The sequence below is a fragment of the Variimorphobacter sp. HTMS_6 genome, from assembly GCF_059717775.1.
The window spans coordinates 91065-112854 of record NZ_AP046094.1; the positions used below are offsets into that span (position 1 = coordinate 91065).

20 protein-coding genes are annotated in these 21790 nt (G+C 36.8%); all 20 read left to right on the forward strand.

The window, feature by feature from the left end; translation table 11 throughout:
• The first annotated feature begins 66 nt into the window (after positions 1 to 66).
• The 20 genes from AC6IWN_RS00450 (at position 67) to AC6IWN_RS00545 (ending at position 21783) form a co-directional block, all read left to right on the forward strand.
• Positions 67 to 1095, forward strand: a complete 1029-nt coding sequence (locus tag AC6IWN_RS00450; RefSeq protein ID WP_497989979.1) for a glycosyltransferase — start codon at positions 67 to 69, stop codon at positions 1093 to 1095.
• Positions 1096 to 1147: 52 nt separating this feature from the next.
• A complete protein-coding gene (locus AC6IWN_RS00455; RefSeq protein ID WP_497989981.1) occupies positions 1148 to 2128 on the forward strand; it encodes a Gfo/Idh/MocA family protein in 981 nt (326 codons plus the stop codon).
• A gap of 2 nt (positions 2129 to 2130) precedes the next feature.
• Positions 2131 to 3066 (forward strand): Gfo/Idh/MocA family protein, encoded by a 936-nt coding sequence (locus tag AC6IWN_RS00460; RefSeq protein WP_497989983.1) that lies wholly within the window; start codon positions 2131 to 2133, stop codon positions 3064 to 3066.
• Between the two features lie 12 nt (positions 3067 to 3078).
• Positions 3079 to 3858, forward strand: coding sequence for an acylneuraminate cytidylyltransferase family protein (locus AC6IWN_RS00465; RefSeq protein WP_497989985.1), 780 nt, complete (start codon positions 3079 to 3081; stop codon positions 3856 to 3858).
• Between the two features lie 108 nt (positions 3859 to 3966).
• Entirely contained in the window at positions 3967 to 4947 is a 981-nt protein-coding gene (locus AC6IWN_RS00470) for an NAD-dependent 4,6-dehydratase LegB (RefSeq protein ID WP_497992228.1), read from the forward strand.
• An 11-nt stretch (positions 4948 to 4958) separates the two neighbouring features.
• Positions 4959 to 6092, forward strand: a complete 1134-nt coding sequence (locus tag AC6IWN_RS00475; RefSeq protein WP_497989987.1) for a LegC family aminotransferase — start codon at positions 4959 to 4961, stop codon at positions 6090 to 6092.
• A gap of 25 nt (positions 6093 to 6117) precedes the next feature.
• Positions 6118 to 6768, forward strand: a complete 651-nt coding sequence (locus tag AC6IWN_RS00480; protein WP_497989989.1) for an acetyltransferase — start codon at positions 6118 to 6120, stop codon at positions 6766 to 6768.
• Between the two features lie 10 nt (positions 6769 to 6778).
• Entirely contained in the window at positions 6779 to 7963 is a 1185-nt protein-coding gene (locus AC6IWN_RS00485; RefSeq protein ID WP_497989991.1) for a glycosyltransferase family protein, read from the forward strand.
• Positions 7964 to 7983: 20 nt separating this feature from the next.
• Complete coding sequence (locus AC6IWN_RS00490) at positions 7984 to 9165, forward strand: glycosyltransferase (protein WP_497989993.1); 1182 nt, start codon at positions 7984 to 7986, stop codon at positions 9163 to 9165.
• A 150-nt stretch (positions 9166 to 9315) separates the two neighbouring features.
• Positions 9316 to 10632, forward strand: coding sequence for an N-acetyl sugar amidotransferase (locus AC6IWN_RS00495; protein ID WP_497989995.1), 1317 nt, complete (start codon positions 9316 to 9318; stop codon positions 10630 to 10632).
• Positions 10633 to 10680: 48 nt separating this feature from the next.
• Positions 10681 to 11451, forward strand: coding sequence for an imidazole glycerol phosphate synthase subunit HisF (hisF, locus tag AC6IWN_RS00500; protein ID WP_497989996.1), 771 nt, complete (start codon positions 10681 to 10683; stop codon positions 11449 to 11451).
• Positions 11432 to 12070 carry an imidazole glycerol phosphate synthase subunit HisH gene (gene hisH / locus AC6IWN_RS00505; RefSeq protein WP_497989998.1) on the forward strand — a complete coding sequence of 213 codons (639 nt, stop codon included), beginning with the start codon at positions 11432 to 11434 and terminating at the stop codon, positions 12068 to 12070. Before hisF ends, hisH begins: the two co-directional genes overlap by 20 nt.
• 39 nt (positions 12071 to 12109) lie before the next feature.
• On the forward strand, positions 12110 to 13165 hold the full coding sequence (locus AC6IWN_RS00510; protein ID WP_497990000.1) for a sugar phosphate nucleotidyltransferase: 1056 nt from the start codon (positions 12110 to 12112) through the stop codon (positions 13163 to 13165).
• A complete protein-coding gene (neuB, locus tag AC6IWN_RS00515; protein ID WP_497990002.1) occupies positions 13162 to 14160 on the forward strand; it encodes an N-acetylneuraminate synthase in 999 nt (332 codons plus the stop codon). Before AC6IWN_RS00510 ends, neuB begins: the two co-directional genes overlap by 4 nt.
• Before the next feature lie 43 nt (positions 14161 to 14203).
• Positions 14204 to 15367, forward strand: a complete 1164-nt coding sequence (gene neuC / locus AC6IWN_RS00520) for a UDP-N-acetylglucosamine 2-epimerase (RefSeq protein ID WP_497990003.1) — start codon at positions 14204 to 14206, stop codon at positions 15365 to 15367.
• 45 nt (positions 15368 to 15412) lie between these two features.
• Positions 15413 to 16486: a glycosyltransferase gene (locus tag AC6IWN_RS00525; RefSeq protein WP_497990005.1), complete on the forward strand. Its 1074-nt coding sequence runs from the start codon at positions 15413 to 15415 to the stop codon at positions 16484 to 16486.
• Between the two features lies 1 nt (position 16487).
• Positions 16488 to 17540: a glycosyltransferase family 2 protein gene (locus tag AC6IWN_RS00530; RefSeq protein WP_497990007.1), complete on the forward strand. Its 1053-nt coding sequence runs from the start codon at positions 16488 to 16490 to the stop codon at positions 17538 to 17540.
• 31 nt (positions 17541 to 17571) lie between these two features.
• Positions 17572 to 18672 carry a DegT/DnrJ/EryC1/StrS family aminotransferase gene (locus AC6IWN_RS00535; protein WP_497990009.1) on the forward strand — a complete coding sequence of 367 codons (1101 nt, stop codon included), beginning with the start codon at positions 17572 to 17574 and terminating at the stop codon, positions 18670 to 18672.
• 10 nt (positions 18673 to 18682) lie between these two features.
• Positions 18683 to 19714 carry a class I SAM-dependent methyltransferase gene (locus AC6IWN_RS00540; RefSeq protein ID WP_497990011.1) on the forward strand — a complete coding sequence of 344 codons (1032 nt, stop codon included), beginning with the start codon at positions 18683 to 18685 and terminating at the stop codon, positions 19712 to 19714.
• Positions 19711 to 21783 carry a glycosyltransferase gene (locus AC6IWN_RS00545; protein ID WP_497990013.1) on the forward strand — a complete coding sequence of 691 codons (2073 nt, stop codon included), beginning with the start codon at positions 19711 to 19713 and terminating at the stop codon, positions 21781 to 21783. Before AC6IWN_RS00540 ends, AC6IWN_RS00545 begins: the two co-directional genes overlap by 4 nt.
• Positions 21784 to 21790 lie beyond the last annotated feature (7 nt).

Consider the following 21790-nt stretch of genomic DNA (forward strand, 5'->3'; position numbering starts at 1 on the left):
ATAAATATATTATATTATATTCTTATTCATCTTGTAACTATAGTAAAAAATACTGGAGTGTGTCATATGGAGCGAAAGATAACAATTATTGTACCTTGTTATAATGTTGAAGCATATTTGGACCGATGCATTCAATCACTACTTGACCAAACAATAGGATTTTCTAATCTTGAAGTAATTTTTATTAATGATGCTTCAACGGACGGGTCAATTAATATATTGAGAAAATATGAGGAAAAATATCCTGATAACATAATGCTGATTGATTTACCAGTAAATAATAAACAGGGTGCTGCAAGAAATATCGGAATCCAATACGCAACCTCGGACTATATCGCATTTGTGGATGCAGACGATTGGGTAGAGACTACCATGTATGAAAAACTCTATCAAAAGGCGGTCAAGTATAATTGCGATATGGTATGTTGTAAATATAAAAGAGTAGCAGATGAGACAGAACCCATGGGATTAACGGGAAGTAAGGATGGCCTTTATTATATTCAGACAGCATCAGATAGAAAAACATTCCTGCTTGATGGTATTGAAGGAGGAATCTGTTGTAATATCTATAAAAGACAAATCATTATAGAGAATAAGATATTTTTTCCTGAAGGAATTACTTATGAAGATAATTTCTGGTTACCGTTATTACAGCTATATATTCAGAAATTCTATATAATTGAGGAATATCTATACCATTACTACATCAATCTAGACTCTACAATAACGAAAAGAGATTCGTTTCACCATTTTGATAGATTGCTAATCGAATTGATGAAATTAGAAGAATATAAAGTTAGAGGTTTTTATTCGGAGTTCCGGGATGAATTTGAATTGCAATTTATAAAATTATATTTTTTAAATACACTAAATATTATTTTTACTAGATTTACAGTAATTCCATCAGAGATTTTTTTTGAAATGCAAAAGACTGTTAAAATCTGTTTTCCTAATTATAAAAATAATAGATATATCAGTGATAAACTAAATGAAAGTGAGAGCTACATGCTATCACTAATTGAATCAAGGTGTACACCAGATCAGTTAGAGGAAGTAGCGTTAAATTATCGACATGGCTATCTGTATATACCCTAAAGTAAAATAGAAAGCCTTGGATTATTTGCTGAAAAGGGTGCAGGAGGGATATATGAATATTGCTGTTATTGGTTTAGGGTCTATGGGAAAGAGAAGAATAAGACTTTTAAAAAAATATTTTCCAAATCACAGTATATATGGAATTGATGGAGATGAATCAAGATCTGAAGAATGTGGGAAAGAATTTGAGATTGCTTGCTTTGATAATATCAAAGATGCAATTGATACAGTAGCACTTGATTGTGCTTTTGTCTGTACACCTCCACTCACCCATAGTACAATAATTACACAATGTCTGAATAATGGGTTGCATATTTTTACTGAGTTGAACTTGGTGAAGGATGGATATGAAAGCAATATGCTGCTTGCCAAGGAAAAAGGTAAGGTATTGTTTTTATCTTCGACAGCACTTTATCGTAAGGAAATGAACTATATAAACAAAAAAGTGAAAAATCATAAGAAGAAACTCAGTTATAGTTATCATGTTGGACAATATCTTCCGGATTGGCATCCTTGGGAGAATTACAAAAAGTCTTTCTTTTCAGAGGGAAAGACCAACGGGTGCCGTGAGATACTTGCAATTGAGCTTCCTTGGATTCTTAGGGCATTCGGAAAGGTATCGGATATTAGCGTTGTATCGGCACGTCTGACTGACTTAGATATTGAATTTGATGATTATTTCAATATTCAAATTGTTCATGAAAATGGTTGTATCGGAACGATAATTGTGGATGTTGTAAGCAGAGAAGCCGTCCGTAAGCTTGAAGTGTTAGGTGAATCACTCTATCTTGAGTGGAGAGGGACACCTGACACCTTGTTGGAGAAAAATATTGAGACAAAATCATTCAATGTGATAGATCTATATGATGAGATAGATCGAATGGAAGGCTATAGTAGTACAATTATTGAGAATCAATATTTGGATGAATTAAAGGCTTTCTTCCGTGTATTGGAGGATAAGGGACACTGCGAATACGGTTTTGCAGAAGATTGGTATACGCTTGAGGTAATTGATAAAATCGAGGGAAAATAATTATGAAGATTTGCTTTATCGGATTAGGATCGATCGGAACAAGACATATAAAGAATTTAGTTTTTCTCTTGCAGGAACGTAAGATAGCATATCAAATAGATGCCTACAGAAGTAGTAAGACGGTATTAAATGAAGAGTTGCGTTCCCTGATTGGACAAGAGCATTATAGCTTTAAAGAACTTCCCGAGGATTATGATATTATATTTATCACGAATCCGACGTATCTTCATTATGACGCGATACAACAGGTGCTTCATAAAACCAGTCATCTGTTTATAGAAAAGCCCTTATTTGAAAGTACTTCATACGATATCACTAAACTAAGTGGGAATGGGCAAAATATCTATTATGTAGCTTGTCCATTGCGTTATACACCAGTTCTGCAATACTTGAAAAAAGTACTTCCCGATGAGAGAATCTTTTCGATACGTGCAATTTGCTCTTCCTACCTCCCTGAATGGAGAAAAGGGGTAGATTATACAAATGTTTATAGTGCAAAAAAAGAGCTTGGGGGAGGAGTCTCCCTTGATTTGATTCATGAGTGGGATTATATCACCTACCTGTTCGGAATGCCTCAAAAGGTATATCAGATCAATGGAAAATATTCGGAGCTAGAGATTACCAGTGATGATATATCAATATATATCGCAGCCTATAAGGATATGTTGGCAGAACTTCACCTTGACTATTTTGGGAGAAAGAGTACCAGGGAGATTGAATTGTATTGTCAGAATTATATTATAAAGGCTGATTTACGAAATAATACGATCAGCTATTTGGGAGCAGAGGAAAAAGTCATCACCCTGCCTAGTGAGGACATGTATAAGAATGAAATGAATCATTTCCTAGACATGGTGCTAGAGGGTGAATTTAATCATAATGATATGAATCACGCTTATGAAGTATTGAAATTGGCGACGGAAAAAAGTTATAATTAGGAGGAAACCGGATTGAATCTATTGTTTACAATTTGTGCTAGATCAGGTAGTAAAGGAGTCAAGAATAAGAATATAAAGGATTTCTTAAATTATCCGATTGTCTACTATACGCTGTCTGCCTATCATTTATTTACTACTAATTATTCAGATCAATATAATCTGATTCATCTTGCAGTTAATACGGATAGCAATGAGTTGATTGAACAGATAACAAAAACAAGGGTAATATTTCATCATATTCCGCGAAGAGAGGAATTAGCCGGGGATTTTGTTTCTAAAACCGATGTTATAAAAGACAGCGTGAAGAAGATGGAGGAGAAACAAGGATGTAGTTATGATATGGTTATTGATCTTGATTTGACTTCACCGTTGCGAACTGTTGAGGATATCAAAGGAATGATAGATACGTTACAAGGAGATCCCAATGCGGATGTTGTATGTTCGGTAGCGAATGCACGAAGATTACCTTTTTTTAATATGATAGCGTCAGGCGAGGATGGGTATTATCTTCCCTTGATTAATAAAGGATATGTTTCTAGACAACAGGCTCCTCAGTGTTTTGATATGAATGCCTCTATTTACGCATATAGAAAAGAGTTTATTACCTCCGAGGATACTAAAAAAATATTTGACGGAAAGGCACTTACTTGGTTAATGAAGGATACTGCAGTTTTAGATATCGACTGTGAAGAGGATATGGAGTTAATGCAGGTATTAGCAGAATACTTTTTTTCGAAATACGACGCCATGGGTAAGGTATATCACGGAATTAATGATTTGATAAAGAAATAAATTAATGAATGATTACGGTAGTGAAAATTTTGAAGGTAATAAGGAAGAATTGTTTGTACTGCAGATAGAGCTTAGTAGTATAGATATTAACGAAAGGTATGGTAGATAATTATGAAAGTACTGGTAACCGGAGCAGATGGGTTTATCGGAAGCCATTTAACAGAGATGCTCTTGGAGCAAGGATATGAAGTGAAGGCGTTCACCTATTACAATTCATTTAATACGTGGGGATGGATTGATTCCTTTCCAAAGGAAAAACAGAAGGAAATTGAGATATTCTCAGGGGATATCCGTGACCCGAACGGGGTGTATGAAGCAATGCAGGGGGTTGATCAGGTGTTCCACCTGGCAGCGTTAATCGCAATTCCGTTTAGCTATCACTCTCCGGACTCCTATGTGGATACTAACGTAAAGGGAACGCTTAATGTTTTACAAGCGGCTAGAAAGCTTGATACAAGTCGTGTCCTTATCACTTCAACCTCTGAGGTATATGGAACGGCTCAGTATGTACCGATGGATGAAAAGCATCCTTTTCAGGGGCAATCGCCTTATTCTGCAACAAAAATCGGTGCAGATCGATTAGCCGAGAGTTTTTATAGAAGCTTTGAATTACCGGTTACTATAGTAAGACCATTTAACACATATGGTCCACGTCAATCTGCAAGGGCGGTTATACCAACTATAATCACACAACTTCTTGCAGGGGAAGATAAAATCAAGCTCGGTTCCTTAAGCCCTACCAGAGATTTTAATTATGTTAAGGATACGGCAAATGGATTTATCGAGATATCAAAATCGGATAAGGCAATTGGTGAAGAAATCAATATTGCAACACAGCAAGAAATATCCATTGGAGAACTTGCAAGAGAAATCATTTCTCAAATCAATCCGAATGCAGAAATCATATGTGAAAATGAAAGACTTCGTCCGGAAAACAGTGAAGTAAATCGTTTACTGGGTTCAAATGAGAAGATAAAGCAGCTTACGAATTGGCGCCCGTCATATACCTTTGAACAGGGAGTTCGTGAAACCATTGAATGGATGCGTGGTAACTTACATGCATATAAAACAGACATTTATAATTTATAGGGGTGATCTTTATGAATCAAAGTATTCCACTATCTGTTCCGAATCTGAAAGGGAAAGAACTGGAGTATATTACTGAGGCAATCGAATCGGAATGGGTATCTACAGCAGGTTTATATATTACAAAATTTGAACAAAAGCTCGCTGAATATGTCGGCGCCAATGATGGAGTTGCTTGTCAGAGCGGAACAGCAGGGTTACATTTGGCTCTTCTGGCAGTGGGTGTGAAGCAGGGTGAGGAAGTAATTGTACCTACCCTGACCTTTGTTGCGGCAGTAAATCCGGTAAAATATATCGGTGCAGAACCGATTTTTATGGATTGTGACGACTGTTTAACGATGGATGGTGATAAGTTAGAACGTTTTTGTGAAGAAGAATGCCATTATGTTGAAGGGGTATTGATTAATCGTAAAACCCAAAAGCATATCACTGCTATTGTAGTAGTTCATGTATTTGGGAATACTGCAGATATGGTGAAAATCATGAGTGTTGCTCAGACATATAACCTTCGTGTAATCGAAGATGCGACAGAGGCGTTAGGTACGTATTGGACGGACGGAATTTATAAAGGGAGATACGCAGGAACAATTGGAGATATCGGCGTATACTCATTTAACGGTAACAAAATCATTACCACCGGTGGCGGTGGAATGATTGTATCCCATAATAAAAATTATCTGGATTATTGTAGATACTTATCAACTCAGGCGAAGGATGATTTGATCTACTTTGATCATAATGAAGTGGGATATAATTATAGAATGACAAATGTTCAGGCTTCAATCGGCTTGGCACAGATGGAGCAGCTGGAAGGATTTATTCAAGTAAAAGAAAGAAATTATAAACATTATCAAAGCATGGGAATTGATTTATTGGAATTTCGTTGTAATATAAGACCGAATTATTGGTTCTATTCTTATATGACAAAGGATAGAGATCAATTATTAAAGTATCTTGAAGAAAAGAAAATCCAAACAAGACCGATCTGGAAGCTGATTCACATGTTAAAACCTTATGAAAATTCACAAAGTTATCAGGTTGAAAAAGCTCTATATTATTATGACCATATTCTGAACCTTCCCTGTAGCTCTAATCTTACAGAAGAAGAGGTTAGGACTGTTTCAGAAACGATACAAAGTTTTAACTGATGCTTACGGATCTGGGGGGTTATGTATGAGTAAAAACAGAATCTTATTAATAGGAGCGGGAGGGCATTGTGCTTCGGTGTTGGACAGCCTAATAACTTCTTATGATTATAAAACGATTGGCATCGTTGATAAAGAATACATCAAAGAATCTGAAAAAAAGGTACTTGGCGTACCGATTATCGGTAAAGATGAGGATTTACCACAATTATACGAGGAAGGCTATACAGAAGCTTTCATAACGGTTGGAAGTATCGGTGATACCGGCATTCGGCGATTGCTTTATAACAAGGTGAAGAAAATAGGTTTTTCTATACCTAATATTCTGGATAAATCCAGTGTGATTAGCCATTGGTGTACCCTCGGAGAAGGAATCTATGTAGGAAAAAAAGCGGTTATTAATACGAAGGCGACGATTAATAATATGGCTATTATTAATACAGGAAGCACAGTCGAGCATGATTGTAATATAGGAGAATTCGTGCATATTTCACCCGGAAGTGTGATATGTGGAGGAGTTGTGATTGATAGAGATACTCATATAGGGGCAGGAAGTGTGATACGCCAAGGAATTCATATCGGGGCATCAACTATAATCGGTTTATCTAGTGTAGTAGTTAAAGATATTCCGGACGAGGTGACTGCATTTGGTAATCCATGCAGCGTTGTAGAAAGGTAAGTGAGCTTATATGACTAAGAGAATACTGATATTAAAAGGATTATCGTTATATAATGTATTGCGTATTGCAGCGGATTATATGGCAGATGCTTTTCAAAACAAAGGGTTTCAAATTACTGTTCTTGACTTGACGCTGGAAGATGATAGAGAACGTATCTTGAATGTTTTAGAAGAAAAATATGATCTGATTTTTTCGTTTCAAGCACTACTTTTTGAAAATGAGATAGGCGATCAGGGAATTTCATTTTTCTCTTTGTTTAAGGATACACCGGTATTTGGTCATATCGTAGACCATCCGATTGAACATGCCAGCAGATTGATGAGCACGCATGGAGATAATATGTATATTGGTTGTATTGATAAAAGCCATGTAACTTATATTCATAAGTACTATCCGACCGTAAAGAATGCTGTTTATTTACCACACGCCGGTTTTTCTCCAAAAAGAGTGATACCATATAGAGAAAGAGAGATTGATTTGTTTTTCCCTTGCTCTTATAAAGAGCCGGAGGAGATACTTATTTCAATTGAAAATCTTCCTGAGGTATATCGGAATATTGCAAAACACTTAATATTAAAACTCATCGAGAATCCCTTGGCACTACTTCAGGATGAGTTAGAACGTTACCTACAAAGTGTCGATTTTGCTTATTCTGCCGAGGAATTCACTGTACTCATGACTTATATGGGCGTTGTGGATCAATATATCAGAGCATTTTTACGTGATCAATGCATACGATATCTGTTGTCACAGAATATCAAGATTACGGTAAGCGGAAGCGGATGGGATCGGTTTCAATCAGAGGATAAAGATAATTTAGAGATAGTAGGAGAGGATGGACTTGATTTTCTGGACGTATTGGAAATGATGAGTAATTCTAAAATGGTGCTCAATAATGCCCCTACTTATCAGAACGGAACTCATGAAAGAATATTCACCAGCATGCTATGTGGTTCCGTATGCTTAACAAATGATTTCCCGGTCATAAGGGAAGAGTTTTCTCAGGATGAGAATATTGTCCTATATTCAATGCACGAACTAGAGGAGCTTGTTGCCCGAGTTAAATCCATTTTGGGTGATGTATCCATAGGAGAGTCAATTGCCCTTAAAGGATATGCATATGCACAAGAGAAACATACTTGGGCGAGAAATGCAGAAAATATACTGAGAATGTTTCGTTTGATAAGCGAATAGAACAAAATGGAGGAGTATTAATGCAAGGAAGCATATTGGTTTTAAAAGGGCAATCACTATATAATGTGCTACGTTTGGCGGCAGATAGTATGGCTGAGGCCTTTCATGATATGGGTTATGAGGTAAAGGTTCTTGATCTCACAATGGAAAAAGATGTGGAGACTTTTACCTGGACTTTAGTAGAGAAATATGATTTAGTCTTTTCCTTTCAAGCATTATTATTTGATTATTGCCCTCAGGATGGGAAGAACGCCATGTTTGCTACTTTCAAAGATACAAAATTCTTTGGACATATTATGGATCACCCGATTTATCATAGTGACAGAGTATCTTCAAATCATGAAATAAACATGTATGTAGGTTGCATGGATAAAGGACATGTTGACTACATAGAGAGATATTATCCGGGAGTAAAGAATGTAATGTTTATACCGCACGGCGGATTTTCTCCTAAAAAAATGGTGCCTTATAAAGAACGGACAATAGAGGTTTTTTTCCCGGGATCATATAAAAAGCCTTCAGCGGTCATTGACAAAATCAATAAACTTCCAGAGGTTTACCGAAATTTGTCGCTGAAATTAATTGATGAAATGAAGGCTCATCCCTTGCTTGCTTTACAGGATGTGTTATTGCAATACCTAGAAGAGGTGGATTTTGCATTTTCTTCTGAGGAGTTCACTCAAATCATGTTAGCAGTATCCGTTGTAGATGAGTATATCCATGAATATTCCAGAGATTATTGCATTCGTGGTTTATTAAATAATGGCATCATGCTAACCGTTTGTGGAAGCGGGTGGGATAACTTAGAAACTGATTTAAAAGATAAAATCCAAGTCTTAAATGACAGTGGTATGGACTTTACAGAAGTATTGGAGTGTATGGGGAATTCAAAAATGGTTTTAAATCACATCCCCACTCTTCAACAAGGAATGCATGAAAGAATGTTTAGCAGTATGTTGAGTGGAGCGATAAGCATAACGAATGATTTTCCGATTATACATGAGGACTTTTTAGATGGGGATAATATTATTCTTTATAAAGAAGAAAACATATTCGCACTTTCAGAGCGCATTAAAGAGTTGATAGGAAATACTGATAAAGCAGAAGAAATCGCGAATAATGGTTATAAGATTGCAAGAAACACACATACCTGGGCGAAAAATGCAGAAGCTATTTTAAGAATAACAGGCATTGAAAAATAAAGTGATGCCATTATCTCTCAATAAAATACAAGAAGGTGTAAATTAATTGCGTAAAATGTCGATATAATATATAGAAAGTTAAAGAAAGTCCTATCATGATATAGAGACTTTCTTCATTTATTAATATATCGTTCTAAATAGGAGGCTTCAATGATAAAGTACAAGCGTTTTGAGGAAATTGATTATTCGAAATTTATGGTTGAGGAAGAGGCAGCAGAGAGAAAATATGGCCTACCAGGAGAGGTGAAATTCTGCAAAAAGTGTGTAATTTCTAACCAGAGGCCGAATTCATGCCAAGAATTTGAGCATAAAAAGGGTACTAAAAAGGCTACGATACATTTTGATGATGATCAAATATGTGATGCATGCAAAGTAAATGAAAAGAAACACAGAGAAATTGACTGGGAAGCCAGAGAGAAAGAACTGTGGGAATTATGTGATAAACATCGTAAGAATGACGGAAGTTATGACTGTCTGGTTCCGGGAAGTGGCGGAAAGGACAGTTTTTATGCTGCCCATATCTTAAAATATAAATACGGAATGCATCCGTTAACAGTAACCTGGGCACCTCATATGTATACGCCTTGGGGCTTTGAGAATTTTCAATCCTGGATTCATTCAGGTTTTGACAATTATCTTTGTACCCCCAATGGACAGACCCACAGACTTTTGACTAGATTAGCAGTAGAAAATCTGTTCCATCCGTTCCAGCCATTCATTCTTGGACAAAAGCAGCTTGCTCCTAAGATGGCATTACTCTTTAATATACCGTTGGTATTTTACGGAGAGAATGAGGCAGAATACGGTAATCCGATTCACGATACCAATACTTCCTTAAGAAGCGATAACTATTTTTCAGTAGATGATAAGAGTAAGGTTAATTTGGGTGGAGTATCGGTTAAGGAATTAGTTGAAGATTTTGAAGTACCGTGGTCCGATTTAGAAATCTATATGCCTGCAGATCGAGAAGCAATACAACAGAAAAATATACAGGTTCATTATCTGGGATACTACCTGAAGTGGCATCCACAGGAAGCTTACTATTATTCCGTGGAACATGGCGGTTTTAAACCATCACCGGAACGTACCCCTGGAACCTATTCAAAATATAACAGCATCGATGACAAAATTGATGATATGCATTATTATACGACTTATATCAAATTCGGTATCGGACGTGCCACTTATGATGCAGCACAAGAGATTCGTAATGAAGAGATTAACCGTGAAGAAGGCGTCGCATTAGTTAAAAAATATGACGGAGAATATCCGACACGCTTTGAGGATGATATCTATCAATATTTGTCCATTGATGAGAAGCATTTTCCGAAGGCTTCAAAGTTTTTTGAGCAACCGACAATGGATCGTGAATATTTCGAACATTTGGCAGATCGTTTCCGTTCCCCACATTTATGGAAATATGAAAACGGTATTTGGAAACTGCGTCATACGGTTTTTGAAGAATAATTTGAAATACAGATAAAGACGTGTTATTTGCACAGATTGGAATATGATATGAGTAAAATAAGAGTGATAGCGAGATTAGATATCAAGGATAACTATATCGTAAAAGGAATCCAGCTGGAAGGTCTCAGAAAAATCGGTAATCCGAATGAGTATGCGAAAAGTTATTATGAGCAGGGAATCGATGAAATCCTATACATGGATATCGTTGCTAGCTTGTATAATCGCAATAGTCTGGGTGATATTATTTTCCATACCACGGATGATGTTTTTATTCCCATCACGGTTGGCGGCGGATTAAGAAGTGTAGAAGATGTTAGGAATATATTGCAATTAGGTGCAGATAAAGTAGCAATTAATACTGCTGCGATAAAAAGACCGGAATTGATTAAAGAGATTGCGGAAACCTTTGGGTCACAATGTATGGTTCTCTCAGTAGAGGCGAAAAAAGTGGCGGAAAATAAGTGGGAAGTATACTACGATAATGGTAGAGAGCATTCAGGTTATGATGTGATTGAATGGGTTAAACAAGGCGTTGAACTTGGAGCAGGAGAAATCTTATTGACCTCGGTGGATAAGGAAGGAATGCAAAAGGGTGTTGACGAAGCATTGATTGAGGCGGTATGTGCTGCTGTTCCGGTACCGGTTATTGCAAGCGGTGGTGTCGGAAGCTATCAGGATGTGGAGAAAGCCTCGAGCAAGGGAGCGTCAGCTGTGGCAGTTGCCAGTATTCTTCATTATAAGAAAACAGATGTACAAACCTTAAAGAAGAATCTGATTGACTGTGGACAGGAGGTACGTTTTGAAAATAGTAGTTGTTAATTACGGACTAAGTAATCTATTAAGCGTAAAACGAGCATTTGAACATTGTGGTGTAGAGGTTGATATTACCGGCAATCCCGAAGAAGTAATGACAGCGGATAAGATTGTACTACCCGGAGTCGGTGCATTTAAGGATGGTATGAAGGGGCTGGTTAATCTAGGACTGGATGAAGCAATCAAATCCAAGGTTCTAACATCAACCCCGCTACTAGGGATATGTTTAGGGATGCAGATGCTTTTTGATGAAAGTGATGAAAACGGCATTCATCAAGGGTTAGGTTTAATAGAGGGAAGAGTAGAGAAGATTCCTGAAATAGATTGTAAAGAGCTAAAACAATGTGTTCCCCATATCGGTTGGAATATACTAAAGCCGAATAATGAGAAAGAGCATTTTGATAATTCGTTGTTGCAGAATATTGCAAGTGGCAAAGAGGTATATTTCGTTCATTCCTATGAAGCGAAGCCGGTTGATCAAAATTGTAATCTGGCCAATACGATTTATGGTGGTAGAAATATATGCGCGGTAGCCGGTAAAAATAACGTATATGGATGTCAGTTTCATCCGGAGAAGAGCGGGGATACCGGACTTGCCATTATTCGCAATTTTATAAATCTCTAACGATCAGGGATTAAAAACGTTCAGGGAGGGACTGTTTTCATGAACTTAAAGGATTTTATTGTGTCTGAGGATAACACGATCATTGAAGTTATGAAGGTCATTGATAATAATGCCAAAGGAATCGCCCTTATTTGTGATAATAAAAAATTACTTGCTGTAGTAACCGATGGTGATATCCGTCGATATATTCTCAAAAATGGTGATCTACACAGCCCAATCAGTGAGATAAGCAATTATAAACCGATATTCATAACACAGGATGAAATGATAGAAGACGATAAAACATTTATGAAAAAGCATTCTATCACCGCCCTTCCGGTTGTCGGTAAGAACAACAAACTGCTATCTGTACGTTTTTTGTATGATAGCAGTGTGATACGAAACTCGGATATGAGGGTTCCTGTCGTTATTATGGCCGGGGGAACTGGGAGTAGGCTGTATCCGTATACGCAGATTTTGCCCAAACCCTTAATTCCGATTGGTGAAGAGACGATAACAGAGATTATAATGGATCATTTTGAAGCCTATGGCTGTAAACATTTTGATATGATCGTTAATTATAAAAAAAATCTGATTAAATCTTACTTTGTAGACAATGAGAAGAAGAGAGATATCACTTTTGTGGATGAAACGAAGTTTTTGGGCACGGGCGGTGGATTAAAGTTTCTGAGCGGCAAATATCAAGATTCATTCTTTCTAACCAACTGTGATATCATTATTGAAGATGATTACAGTGACATCATGAATTATCACAAAAGAGAGAATAATATTATAACAATTGTATCAGCATTAAAGAAAATTGTAATTCCTTACGGAACGATGTCAGTGGATGAGGAAGGACAGGTGCAATCTTTTGAGGAAAAGCCAAGCTTTTCCTATTTGGTGAACACAGGACTTTATGTTGTGGAACCAAAATTTATCGACTATATACCTGACGATACATTTATAAATATAACAGATGTCATTCAAAGCTGTATCGACCGTGGTGAAAAGGTCGGAAGCTATTCGATTAATGAACATTCCTGGATGGATATGGGGCAGCTGGAAGAGTTAGAGAATATGAGAAACAAATTGAGAAGTGAAGGGAAAATATGAGAAGAACATATGTGATTGCAGAGGCAGGGGTAAATCACAACGGTGATCTTAATCTTGCGAAAGAGATGATTGTTCGAGCAAAAGCAGCCGGAGCGGATGCGGTAAAATTCCAGACCTTCAAGGCACAAAATCTGGTGGCAGCAAATGCACCAAAGGCAGGGTATCAAAAGCTAAATACAGATTCAAATGAATCACAGTTGGACATGCTTAAGAAACTGGAATTGTCTTTTGAGGAGTTTACTTTATTAAATCAATTTGCATCAGAGGAAGGAATCGATTTCGTATCGACCCCGTTTGATGAGGAAAGTCTTGAATATTTATCAACCCTTGATATGCCCTTTTGGAAAATTCCTTCCGGAGAGATAACAAACTTGCCTTACTTAAGGAAAATCGCTTCTACAGGTAAGCCAATTATCTTGTCCACCGGTATGAGTACAATACACGAGATTTCACTTGCTCTTGAGGTTTTTTTACATTATAACAAAACAGATATAACACTGTTGCAATGCAACACGGAGTATCCTACACCATATTCAGATGTGAACTTGCTTGCAATGACTACGATGAAAAATCAATTCGGAGTAAAGGTTGGATATTCTGATCATACCCCGGGTTTTGAAGTATCGATTGCTGCCGTTGCACTAGGTGCAGTTGTAATAGAGAAACATTTTACTTTAGATAAAAACATGGAAGGGCCAGATCATAAGGCAAGCTTAGAGCCGGATGAATTAGCCAATATGGTTACACAGATTCGCAATGTGGAACTAGCGATAGGGGCACCAGAGAAAAAACCATCCGCTTCTGAGATTGGTAATAAAGTAATTGCCAGAAAGAGCATCGTAGCCAGAACGGATATTAAAGAAGGCGAATTACTCACAGAGTTAAATCTAACAACAAAAAGGCCGGGCGATGGTATCTCTCCTTTTGAATGGGATCTTGTTGTTGGAACAAGAGCGAACCGAGATTATAGTAAGGATGAAAAAATAGACAGGTAGATAATAAATATTACCCCAAGTTGATAAGAATAGGGATGGTCGTATGAAAAAGAAAATCTGTGTCTTAACTGCTACTAGAGCGGAATACGGACTCTTAAGGCCGGTAATCGAAAAACTAAACAGCGTATCGGAATTTGAAGTAAAGCTAGCAGTAACCGGAACGCACTTATCCGAGCGGTTTGGTTTGACATATCGGGAAATTGAAGAAGATGGATTTGATATAGATACAAAGATTCATATTATACAAAACTCCGATCAACCAGCAGACATCTCTAAGGCAATGGGAACAGCGTTAATTCAGTTTGGTGAATATTTTGAACATACAGCCCCGGATGCACTCCTTGTATTGGGTGATCGATATGAGACGCTTGGGGTTTGCTGTGCAGCGATGAATGCAAGAATTCCGATTCTCCATCTATATGGGGGAGAGACTACGGAAGGTGCACTGGATGAGGCGATACGCCATTCAATTACAAAGATGAGTTATCTTCACTTCACCAGCACGGATGAAGCAAGAAGAAGAGTGATTCAGCTAGGAGAAACACCGGATCGTGTATTCTGTGTGGGATCCTTAGGAATTGAAAACACGCAGAAGATAAAGTTAATGACGAGGAAAGAACTTACGGATAGTCTTGTAATACCGGACAATAGGCCGTATGCAGTAATTACGTTCCATCCTGCAACATTGGGGAAGGATAGGCCGGAAGATCAAATGTTGGAGCTTCTAAAAGCATGTGATAATCATCCGGAACTTTATTATCTGTTTACCAAATCGAATGCAGATTCGGGAGGTATGAGAATTAATCAGATGATCGATCAATTTGCGGATAAGCACGAGAATGTTAAGGCGTTTGATTCGCTGGGGTCATTGAGATACCTAAGCGCTTTAAAGTATTGCGAAATGGTGATTGGGAATTCCTCGAGCGGGTTAATTGAGGCGCCTACTTTTGGAGTACCTACCATTAATATCGGAGATCGCCAAAAAGGAAGAGAGCAGAGTACATCAGTGATTAATTGTAAAACGGATGTGGAAGACATTGATTTGGCAATTGAGAAAGCCCAGGGTGAGGATTTTAAAAGAATTGCAAAATCTAGCAAAAATCCTTATGGGGATGGAAACACCTCAGATAAGATTTTGACTGTTATAAAGGATTATCTTCAGAACAACAAGATACAGCTCAGTAAGAGCTTTTATAATCTTATGTAGGGAGATGTATCAAGTTACGAAATTATGATTAGAGGTGATTGCGGCATGAAACTGACTCTTTGCATGATTGTAAAAAACGAGGAAAAGACCTTACCATCTTGTCTGCAAGCAATTGCGGATTATATGGATGAAATTATTATAGTTGACACGGGATCGACGGATCTTACAAAGAACATTGCACTGCAATATACACCGAAGGTATATGATTATAAATGGAATGACAATTTTTCAGAGGCAAGGAATTTTTCAATCAGTAAGGCATCGAATGAATTTATTCTGATTCTTGATGCGGATGAAATAGTGAATGAAATAAATATTAAAAATATTAGAGGTTTGATAGAAAATAATCCGAGTAAAGTAGGAAGATTGCTACGTATCAATGAATATACCCGTGATCAAAATCTTTATCGATATCAGGAAAGAGTGAATCGATTATTCTCAAAAAAATATTATCAATACGAGGGCATGATACATGAGCAGCTTATCAGAACTGATAATGATTGTATCGAGACTTATCAAATTCCTCTATCGATTTTACATTCCGGGTATGAAGGTGATATAGAAGCTGTAAAAAGAAAATCCCAGAGAAACATCGCTCTACTGGAGATTGCTTTAAAAAGCAACCCAGATGATCCGTATTTATTATATCAATTAGGTAAGAGCTATTATATGCAAAAGGATTATGAGCTTTCTACAAGGTATTTTGGTGAAGCACTTTATTATGATCTGAATCCATCCCTTGAATATGTACAGGATATGGTTGAAAGCTATGGTTATGCACTAATTAATAGCGGTCAATACGAGAATGCACTTCAATTGTCTGGTGTATATCAAGAATTTAGTAAAAGCGCGGATTTTGTTTTTTTAATGGGTTTAATCTATATGAACAATTCCAGATTTGATCAAGCGATTGCGGAGTTTAGGCATGCCACACAAATGAAAGAAGCAAAAATGGACGGGGTAAATAGCTACCGATCCTACTACAATCTGGGAGTTATTTTTGAATGTATGGGTGATAATGACTCAGCTAAGAGATATTATTTACGTTGTCAGGATTTTGAACCGGCGAAAAAGCAATTAAAAGCACTGCAAACATCGGAAGTTGGGGGAGGCATATAAGATGGCAAATAAGAAGGTTGGTGTGATTATTCCTTGCTATAATCACGTTAATTATGTAGATCATGCAATTCAAAGTGTACTGAATCAAACGTATCGTGATTTTGATATTTATGCTGCGGATGATGCGTCCACGGATGGAACGAAGGATAAATTAATCTCGTACGACGAGCAGATGAAGGAAATCCATCTCTTTGATGAAAATCATGGAGGTCAGACAATATTTCTTGCTGGCAGAGTAGAGAATGAATACACGGCTTTACTTAATTCAGATGATTTTTGGCACGAAACAAAGTTGGAAAAGCAGGTTCGTTATATGGAAGAAAATCCGGATTGTGCTGCTTGTTTTACCTGGTGTACTCAGGTAGACAGTAAGGGTCAAAAAACATCTGGCGTTGTTCCATTCAATCAACAGAATAGAACTTCGGAAGAATGGATGAGATATTTTTACGAAAACGGTAATTGTCTATCCCATCCATCCATATTAATACGGTCGGATATTTACAAAAGATTAACGGATAACGTTTATTATGCATTTCGCCAGTTGCCGGATTTTCAGTTGTGGGTTGAGTTAATTCAGAAACACAAGATTCATATCATTGAAGAGGAGCTTATGAGCTTTCGCTGGCATGATTCTAGTACATCAACCAATGTAAGTGCAGCAACAATAGAGAATATCGCGAGACACCGAAATGAAGAGAGTTATATCTGGTATGAGACGATTGCCCGTATGGAGGATCAATTTTTTCTAACTACGTTTGAGGACATATTAATTCATAAGCAGCCAATTACGCCGGAACAGGTTCAGTGTGAAAAGTTCTTTGTATTGGCTTGCGGAAGAGAAGAGCTTACCAAACAGGCAGCAATTTATTATTTTTATGATATCTATAAAGATAAAAAGGTGCAGCAATGTTTTGCCGATATTTATAAATTTACTAGAAAAGACTTTTTTAAGTTAGAGACCGATTTAGGATATGCGAAATTATTATTGAAGCAAGAAGAAAAAAAAAGAATTATGCGTGATATGGGTCAATGTATCATCGATGCGAACTATTAACGAAGGCATATAAGATCGGAGAGTTGATCAAATGCAAGATAAAAGTGTTTATGTAACGCGTTCATTCCTGCCTTCTTATGAAGAATATATTCAAATGATACGCCCATTATGGGATACTCATAGATTAACGAATATGGGGGATTATCATAGGAGGTTAGAACAAGAACTAAAAGATTTTTTGAGCGTTCCGAATATATCGCTAATTGTAAATGGACATACCGCACTAGAAATGATAATCCAGGCAATGGAGTTTCCTGCGGGAAGTGAAATTATTACGACACCATATACCTTTATTTCTACGACCCATGCTATTATCAGAAATGGTATGGTGCCGGTATTTTGTGATATCAAATTAGAGGATTATACCATTGATGAGAATAAGATTGAAGCATTAATAACGGAAAAAACAGTAGCAATCCTTCCGGTGCATGTATATGGGAATATATGCAATTACAAGAAGATCGACCGAATAGCGGAAAAATATAATCTGAAAGTGATATATGATGCAGCACATGCATTTGGAGAAACAATAGACGGAGTGTCAGTAGAGAGTTTGGGTGATGCATCTGTTTTAAGCTTTCACGCCACAAAAGTGTTTCATACTATTGAAGGTGGCGCGATTTGCTTTAAGGATAATGACCTATATGATAAGTTATATAACCTAAAGAATTTTGGGATTCGATCGGAAGAGGTAGTAGCTGCCGTTGGTGCCAATGGTAAGATGAATGAATTTTGTGCTGCTATGGGTTTATGTAATATAAAATATATTCGGGAAGAGATAAACAAAAGAGCAGAAAAAGCAGCTTTTTATGACAACGAACTAGCCGGAAGAACAGATATTACAATTCGAAAAAGAGATAATCATACAGAGCTAAATCATGGTTATTATCCGATTTTGTTCAATAGTGAAGAACAAAGAAATCTTATTTATCGAAGATTAAAGGAAGATGATATCTACGCCAGAAAGTATTTTTATCCAATCACCGCTGATCAACAGTGTTTTCAGGGCATGTATGAAAGTATTAATCTGGATAATGCCAGATATGTTTCGGCACGCATCCTAACACTTCCTTTGTATGCCCAACTTGAGGATGAGGTCTTACAAAGAATATGTGATTTGATAAAGCAATAAGGGAGAGAATATGAACCAGGGAGCATTAGAGATTTACCGTAAGCTTGAGCAAAGAGAAGAGGAATTAGAGCTTTTCAAACAATATCTTGAACAGCTATATCCATGTATTAATAATAATGTGGAGCAGTATTGGGACGACTTTTTAGAAATCTCAAAAGAAATGGTTTCTGTGTTAGATGAATTAGGGCATCCTGATATTAAAAATTATTATCATGTCAAGCTGATGAATCCTATTGTTACTGAGAGTGAATTTCGGGATTTTATAAAAGAGCTTTATAACATTACAGTAGCATATCGAAATTACTATGAGGAAAACATTCGTAAATGTACTTTTTGTAATAATAAAGTTTTTTATCTTCCACTACCGGAAGAGTATTATGAAAAGAGAAAGCAATATAATGTCCCTAAATCCCTGCCGGAAACGTTAAATGAGCTGGAGTATATCTGTCCTATTTGTGGAAGTTTGGATAGGGATCGGTTAATTGTATCTTACTTGGACAGGTGCGAAAAATTAAAGGAAGATAATGTTTCACTAATTCAGATTGCACCAACAAAAATAATAGAAAATCACCTACTTCGAAACTATCCTCATTTGAATTATGATTCTGCTGATTTATTTATGGAGGGAGTAACCTTTCAGGTAGACTTACAAGACATGAATACTATACCGGACGAAAGTTATAGTTTCATGATCTGTTCTCATGTATTGGAGCATATACCGGACGATAGGCAGGCACTTCGTGAACTGTACCGAATATTAAAGACAAATGGTATTGGAATTCTTCTTGTACCACTTGACTTGAATATGTCAGAAACAGATGAAGAGATTGGTTGCACTGAAGAGGAAAACTGGAGAAGATTCGGACAGGGCGATCATGTTAGAAAGTATGCGAAACAGGATTTTATAAATCGAGTATTGGAATGTGGATTCACTTTAGAGTGCCTAGGGAAAGATTATTTCGGTGATAAGGTTTTTAAAGAGAATGGACTGTCGGACACAGCGACATTGTACGTAGTGCGAAAACAGGGGATTAATGAATGAATGAGAAAATGATAGCCTTTATTATATGTGTAAATAATGAATTATATTATGAAGAGTGCTGTTGGTACTTAAATCAATTGGTGATTCCGGAAGGAATGGATATAGATATTATCGCTATAAGGGAAGCAGATTTTGCAACACAGGCTTATAATGCTGCCATGGAAAGCACAGATGCTAAGTATAAGGTTTATATGCATCAAGATGTATTTATCTTAAATAAGAATTTTATTAGTGATATAATCAAGATATTTCAAGCAGAAGAGCAGGTGGGTATGCTTGGCTTAGTTGGCGGTGTGAATCTGCCTGAGAATGGTATCATCTATAATGCTTGGAATTGTGGAAGAACAGTTTCTGGAGACTGGACATTGGCGGTAGACACTTGTTTCTTTCAAAAAGATCCTTTCTGCTATGTAGAAGCGTTGGATGGTATGTTGTTAGCAACACAATATGATATTCCATGGCGGGAGGACATCTTAAAGCAATGGCATTATTATGATATCTCTCAGTCATTTGAATTTATTAAAGCCGGTTATCGTATAGCTGTGCCCTATCAGGAAACCCCTTGGGCGATTCATGATTGTGGCTATAGTAATCTTGAAGGATACGATTATGATAGAAAAATTATGTTTGATCATTATCCTGAGTTTTTGACAGGAAAGTGGGAGGATTATCCTGTTTCATTCAATGAAGAGTTGATGAAGCTAACCAATCAAATATATGCTGAGCTGAAGAAGTTGATTGATCAAGTTAATTATCGAGATGCAGAAGTGCTTTTGGAGCAATTCGATGAAAAGGGAATGAATAAGCTTGTTCTGATTCTGCGCCATGTATTCAGAATTATGAAGATGGAGAAGGATTCAAATATTGATTCCTTCTATAGCTCTAATACCCCTTCAATGAATGAACTATTAGCTCGTTATGATAGTATTAAGTTCTTTTTGAGACGGTTAGAATATATTAATGACGTTGAAAGTGAAGATATTATTCAATGGTTAGAATTAAATCAGGTTTCAGCGATTGAAGTAATGATGGAGACGTTAAATAATATTGTAGATAGAGTTGGTGTCTTAAATAAGGTACAGAAGGCATATACCGCTACGAATGACCAAAACAGTATTCACATAATCAAGCTTGGCATTAATGTTGCAAAAAAGGAGAATCTTACATCATATGATGAGATAAATAAAAGACGGAAAGAAGCAGAATATTGGTCAAATTATAAGTCTTCTGGTGATAGGACTAGATGGTGGCAGTCTCCTACGATTATAAAGCATTATAATAAAATGATATGCAATCAAGCACTAAGCAAGTGGAATGAAGGACCAATCCAATTGTTGAAAGAAAAGAATTTGATTCCTAATGGTGGTTTTAGTAAAGCAATCTCTGTTGGATGCGGAAATGCGCTAAAGGAAATATATTTACTTAAAGAGGGATTGGTTAGTCATATTACCTGTTTAGATATTGCGGAAGGCATGCTTCAAAAAGCAAAAGAGAATGCAAAGCTGCATAAGGTTGAGGATAAGATAACATTTATCTGTGATAATGTATATAGCCTAGAGCATCAAAAAGGGATATATGACCTTGTGTTTTGGGATAATAGCCTCCACCATATGGATAATGCTAACGAGGCTGTTCGCATATCAAAGGATTTATTACAGCCGGGTGGAATGTTTTTTTGTAATGATTTTATAGGAAACAGTAGATTTCAATGGACGGATATGCAACTTGCAATAGTGAATGGAATCCGTTTATATTTGACGGATGAGTATTTCAAGAGTAGGGACGGGAGGACATTTCAGAGGTTCCTTTCAGCTCCGTCAGTTGAGCAGATGCTAAGTATAGACCCATCAGAAGCGGCAGATTCGGAGAATATCATTCCGGCGATAAAACAGTATTTTACTGACCCTGTAATTATAAATACGGGGGGATTGATTTATCATTTATGTTTAGAAGATATTCTTCAAAATATGCCGGAAGATAGTGAAATGCTAAATTATATGCTTTCTATGGATGATCAGACAATACAATTCGGCCTTAGTTTATATGCATTTATTTATGCAGTTAAGTAAAAGGTAC